5 protein-coding genes are annotated in these 5,962 nt (G+C 46.1%); 1 reads left to right on the forward strand and 4 read right to left on the reverse strand.

The annotated features are described in order from the left end of the window. Window positions 1–2,427: N-6 DNA methylase (locus tag C7H79_RS16090; RefSeq protein ID WP_147383645.1), on the reverse strand; the 2,427-nt coding region annotated here is incomplete at its 3' end. Here C7H79_RS16090 and C7H79_RS17760 point away from each other — a divergent pair. Then, on the forward strand, window positions 2,427–2,606 hold the full coding sequence (locus C7H79_RS17760) for a hypothetical protein (protein WP_147383646.1): 180 nt from the start codon (window positions 2,427–2,429) through the stop codon (window positions 2,604–2,606). The two genes, C7H79_RS16090 and C7H79_RS17760, sit on opposite strands and share 1 nt — an antisense overlap. A gap of 174 nt (window positions 2,607–2,780) precedes the next feature. Here the strand turns inward: C7H79_RS17760 and C7H79_RS16095 are convergent, their stop codons facing one another. The 3 genes from C7H79_RS16095 to C7H79_RS18150 form a co-directional block, all read right to left on the reverse strand. Then, window positions 2,781–3,392 carry a cation efflux transmembrane domain-containing protein gene (locus C7H79_RS16095; protein ID WP_106708269.1) on the reverse strand — a complete coding sequence of 204 codons (612 nt, stop codon included), beginning with the start codon at window positions 3,390–3,392 and terminating at the stop codon, window positions 2,781–2,783. A 310-nt stretch (window positions 3,393–3,702) separates the two neighbouring features. Continuing rightward, on the reverse strand, window positions 3,703–5,529 hold the full coding sequence (locus C7H79_RS16100; protein WP_106708270.1) for a DUF2958 domain-containing protein: 1,827 nt from the start codon (window positions 5,527–5,529) through the stop codon (window positions 3,703–3,705). Further along, a partial coding sequence (locus C7H79_RS18150) for a hypothetical protein (protein ID WP_172592485.1) occupies window positions 5,526–5,962 on the reverse strand: 437 nt, incomplete at its 5' end. The genes C7H79_RS16100 and C7H79_RS18150, both read right to left, overlap by 4 nt.

A 5,962-nucleotide genomic window follows, 5' to 3' on the forward strand; every position in this document is an offset into this window, starting at 1 on the left:
CTTATTGCCGCGAACCCAACCGTTAAACTGTTCGTTGGCAGTCACCACTTTCCTGCGTAGAATGCTTAATGCTTGAGCATCGCTCATATCCAGCTTTGCCCCGCCCAGGGTAATCGTGCCATTTTTGAGGTAATCACCAATACGATTCAGCAATTTTTCATTGTCGGAAAGTTTGCTGCCAGGAATGTCAATATCAACATTCTTGTGCCCGGTTTTCTCATCAAATACAACAGCAGCGGAAGGGTGGACAAACCTGCGCAGGAATTCAGCCTTTTCCTCGCATGACACGTATGGGCTGAAAAGATTGAAGTTCAGTTTTGAAACATCGATCTTATCCAGGCGACTTTCGGCATCCAGCTTTTGACGCAGCAACTTGGCTCGAATCGTGTCATCCGTTGCCTGGGCAATCTCAGCATCGGACCGACGCAGGAAATCGGCATAATTGCCAGTGTAGTAATCATCTGCACGTGTGACATACCTGCCATCGGGAGAAATACACCAGTTGTTATCCTCAATCGGATTAAAATCATGTCCGAATATTTCTTTAGCATCGTCCACGGATGCCCATATGGATCGGTTTTTGTAACGCAATCCCTCGAATCCAGAATCAGCCGTTATCTCAAGAGGTGTTACCGATTGCTGCACATCGCCGCGCCAAACCGCAGAGAATCCAGTTTTTTTCTGGTAATGAGTACCCATTCTCTTCATGGCATCGCGCAGTTTCCCGCCAAGACTGGAAGGACGACTCTTTGCTGCTGAGTAGACAACCTGCATGGCATCGGATAGCGCTGGATACTCATCAATGTACTTCACGCCGGTTTCCTCACTCAAACGCTCATCCAGCACTTGAGATACAGCCAACCCCACTACACCCGCATTCCAGTATTTTGCCCGATCGCTATGGTCCGGCAGGCGTCTGAGCTCATTGACTGCAGCACGCATCCAGCCAGGAATATCGAGCGCCTGTGAGGTGTCATTCATGTAGTCGAATAATTTTGACGCATCAGACCATTGAATTCTGTTTTCAAAGGCCGCGTATGGGGTTGCCAGCTTGCCAAGCAATCCCGCCATGTCAGCGCTCTCTTCATTACGAGCCAATGGCACCCACCGGCCATCCTGCATTTGCAGTGTTTGCCCGGATTGAGTAATGGTGTCGCCATCACGGTAAATGATTGGCGATGTTTCCGTGGTACCCAACAAATCCCAATCGATTCTTGAGTCAGGGAATCTCCTTAGCATTCTGGCTATTTCTGGCATGCTGGCCGGGTTCATAACGCGATCTACGTCACGGAATTTATGCGGGTCTTTTGGAACGAACTCGCCCAGGATGAATCGCTTGCCTTCGGTATTGAAATACTGGCCTTCAATAAAGGGTTGCCATAGCACGTTCGCATCGATCAGCGTTTGCGCCGATTGTTCGCGCAATTCAGCAATCTTGTCGAGCGTTTCCCGATCGTATTTACGGAAGGCGATCACATCGGTCATGGTATCCGCGCTGGCGGTACCAAATACCGAATTCGGAAGTCGATAAGCACCCATGAATTCGGCCATGTAACTTGCTTTGACGCGCAAATCCTCTTCTTTTCCACCCTTGCCGGACACGCATCGTGGAGGCGTGATAAAGACAGCCAGGCCACCCGGTTTTAGTTTCTCAAGAGAGCGCAATATAAAATAGTTCTGCAGCGGTTCTTTCTGGTACCGGCTATCGTGCAACTGATTGCCGCCACGATCCGCAACGCCACCGAATGGAACGTTGGTGACGATCGCGTCGTATTGCTCATCCGGAGTATTGGCCGCAACCTTCTCGAATGGAGATACCGTTGCAACGTAGCCTGGTCCATCATTTACCAGGCTATTAATTCTGCCCGATGTCTCGTTGAGCTCAACAGCATCAATCGCTGCATTCAAAGGCGCTGTGGCACCAAATATGCCTACACCGGCACTAGGATCCAGAACTTTGCCACCCTCAAACCCAAGTTCTCCGAGTAATGTCCAAATGCCTTCAGCTATCGGTTTTGGAGTGTAATATTCGTAAGCAGAACCCTTTTTACCATCCGCGCCAATTAACGCGCCGCCGGTACCGGAATATTTAGCAAGGGTCAGTCTTTGTTCGCCAGTTAACTTGCTCGGATCAATCTCACCGGCATCGATACGCGCAAGTAGCGACATAGCGGCCTCATTGTCTTTCTTTCTTTGAGACTGTTTGCGGTTAGGGTCAAACTCATAGTATTGCGAGGTTGGTTCACGTGGGGCTATTACTTCTTCATTGTCTTGCTGAGCCTGGCTAACCAAACCAAGTCTAATCATTGCCTCAGATTTGACTTTTTGCGCTTGCCGTTTGTCGCTAAACGATGGATTGCTGGCAAGTATCTTGTTTTGCTCTAATATTGTGTTTTGGATGGATCTTTTTTCTGCGAAGGAAATCATTGTTAAGTCCTGATGATGGCATTTATGTTTGCTATCATAAAGACGTGGCAACGCATTATTTGCGCGGTTTTCCGGTGAACAACTACGCGCTATTGATCCTTATAATGGCGCGTCCTTCATCGGTAGAAGTTGGAGGTATAACTTGGGGATTAAGATACGACAAGGTCGCTTGGTGTTAACAAATATGGTATGTATTGGCTTACAGAGGAACTGACATTTTAGGATTTAAAGCACAACAGATCTTGCATCGGTTTATAATACTAAGCAGTTAGTTAGATAATGCAAAATTAATTATTAACGAGAAAAAGTTAGTTTAGCGAGAAGAAATACTGTCGTTCCGCTGTAACAATTTGCTAAGTTGCACGTAGCTCGACCAGCGCTGATGAAATGACGCGAACCGAAGAACGCACCAAGAACCATACCAAAGCGATCGCGACCGCAATATCGGGCCAACCTGAGCCTGTGAACCAAACCGCACCAGCCGCCAAAAATACCGACAGATTGGTTGCTATGTCGTTGCGCGAGCATTCCCACACTGAACTCATATTAACATCTTCAAACCGATGCCGCCAAAGCAAAAAAAGACATGCCGAATTGGCCGCGAGCGCGATAAGGCTGAAGATGCCCATCACCTCAAAGATAGGCATGCTGGGTACAATTAGCTTGTATATAGCTTGAGCTGCAACAACCAAGGCACCTACAAGAATAAGTATACCTTTGAATATTGCCACCTTCGCTTTAGCACTCGTTTCCCGGTAAACAACGTATAGGCTAAGGCCGTAGGTCAGAGCATCTCCAAGATTATCAAAGCTATCTGCCAGCAACGCAGTTGAATTCCCATATAATGCAGCACCAGCAATAACAAGAAACATAACTGCATTGATACCAAGAACAATCAGAAGGGTGCCTCGCTGACGCTCCCGAAGTTTATCTATCGTACGATCGTTGTGACAACATCCACTCATTTGTAGATCTCTTTTCAAAGTCTAACAAGTAATTACTTAGTTTCCGTATATTTTCCAGACTCTTGTAAAAAGAGCAACAAAATCGTTATATTTATTATGTTTGCTAACTTTATAACGTGCCAATTGACCCAATATACAGTTCTGGAGATCAAGACGATACTAATTGTTTCATATTATTTGGTTAGATCTCGGAGAATTATTGAAAGAAATTGACTGACCGGTTTGGTAGACAACTGTTTCTCAGGTTATATCGAAATTAATTTAGCGTAGTGCCGAATCAAATTTACTAATGCACGTAGACGTTTTGTTATCATTTGCTGCCACTCTCCGCTGCCGCCAATAATGCGGTGAGAACATCAGCTGTGTCATTCAATTCTTTATCAAGTGCTTTCATTAAACCAGCTTGTTCAACTCTGGCGGCAATCTCATCCAGTCGCTCATTGAATCGAATGATATCGGTTTCCGCTTTCAATGATTCCAGTTCTGATATAAATCCTGACTTGGCGCTATCCTCTGGCGACGCATCTTCGGGAGTTTCGGTCGTTTCTGCAGGATCATTAATCTCGCTCGATTCTTCACCGGCCTGAGTGCCTTGAGTTTCATCTTCGCTGTCCGTGCCCCTGATCTGCCCCAGGGTTTTAGGTGTCCAGTGAAAATCGAGTTCTACGCCATGCTGAATCATTTCTTCGATATTGATGTATCCGAGCTCACCGCCATCACCAAATATATCCGCAAGACCGAACGCCTGCATTTGGTCGTCCTCCATGTCCTTTTCAGTTATGTACCAATCTCCGGACCCCTTGAAGTAGTGCAGATAGGCAATCGCTTTATCACCCATACCATCCTGGTCGTAAGTTTTTGGCATGGTTTGGATTATATTGGCTATTTCGATCAGCTTATCCGTAAAGAACTGACCTTCTTCACCACGAATCAAGGAACCGACGGCTGCTAGTTGCGCGGCACCAATGAAGTTTTTCAGCAAAGGCATAACGTTGTTAACATCGGCCACGGTGGTTTGTGGCTCCACCTCTGGTTCCGAGTCTTTTTGCTGCTCGTCAGTGATTCTCACGGGCACGATAGTGGTGGCTCCGTTAATCAGTTTAAGAGCGGTGGGCGTACCATCGGGAAAGGTTCCTTTGTAGTCGCTGTGGATTTTGTTGTACTCAGCGCTGGTCATTGGCCACATTCCATCAGCGTCAAGCCCGTTCTTATCCAATGCACCGGAACTTCCAACTCCCAATGCTTCGCGTATTTCTTTAATCCTCTTAACCATTTTTAGCTTCTCCATGCCAGATTGAACGGTTTTAAGGCTCACGCGGATACTTCCAGCCTCTTTAATCAGCTTTATTTTGTCCATTCCAGATATGCCATCGAGCATCATATCCGCTATTTTTTTTATTTCATCGCTGATAATTGCGGAATCAAACTCTTCCCTGGGCTGATTGTCGATATCTGGAAATTTTGCCTTCATTTCTGGCGTGCGTAGCAGGTTACGTGCACCTGTATGGCGTATGCACTTGGTCAGATAGTCACTAATCACACGCGCATCATGTCGATAATCATCAAGTCTCTGCTGTTGTTTTGGCGTGATATCTTCGATGCCGGCCTTGCGATTGATTGCAATATCGATGAGCTCACGCAATCTGCGCTTGGCATCCTCTTTATCCATTACCTGCGCGGTAGCGGTCCATCCATAAATTGCTGTTGGTACCTGGGCTTTTTCAAAGTCAGACGCGATGAATTCACGGAAAAACTTGATTAGTTGATTGGTCGCCACTATTGATTTCTTGTCTGAGTCGGAGTACACGCCATCCAAAATCTCACTTTCTGCGAGTTCATCATCATTTTGCATAGCGATATCCTCTTGCATATACGACATAAAATCATCAAATGGAGGGATAACCTCTATCCCGCTATTAAGGGGCTGGCAGAATCCATATAAATCGGCGGGTGTCAATTGATCGCTATCCAGCAAATGCCCTTGCGAACCACTTATTTGATTGATGAATAGCCAGTCTTTGAAGAAATCAATCGCCAACTCATCGCCGCTGTATTCAATCGGGATATCCTCATCCTCAGCGAAGATCGCATCGAATTTACCGGCTGGCGTAAGAACCTTGTAAACGCTATTCATCATGATTGTTCACCCTGTAATTCCATGGCTATTTTTATAACCTTGTCTTTCTTTAACGCTATGTTGTAGAGAACGCCAACAATGTTGTTATGATGCATACTTGATATACGTAGAAATGCTTTTAAAGTGTCCATATCGCCATGCACCGCCACAGAGGTCGGTATCTGTCTGCTATTAGGTAGAATATCTTGGTTTGTAAAAGCAACCCCAAACCCATTGGCAACACGCCTCGTCGAAACGTTCTTGAATTTTCCGGTAAATATTCGATAATTACCCCAAGAGCCGATGTATTTGGCTTTTGGATCTCTCAGCCCACCCCACTTGCCAAGTATGTTTCCCTGATCAATCGGGTCAAGATCGTTAAACCAGCTATCGCTAACAATCTCAATGCCCTCGGAAAGCTTTTCTATGGCTGTTTCGTACTCGGATTGCTCTG

This window comes from Nitrosomonas supralitoralis (assembly GCF_003011925.2).
Lineage (GTDB): Bacteria > Pseudomonadota > Gammaproteobacteria > Burkholderiales > Nitrosomonadaceae > Nitrosomonas > Nitrosomonas supralitoralis.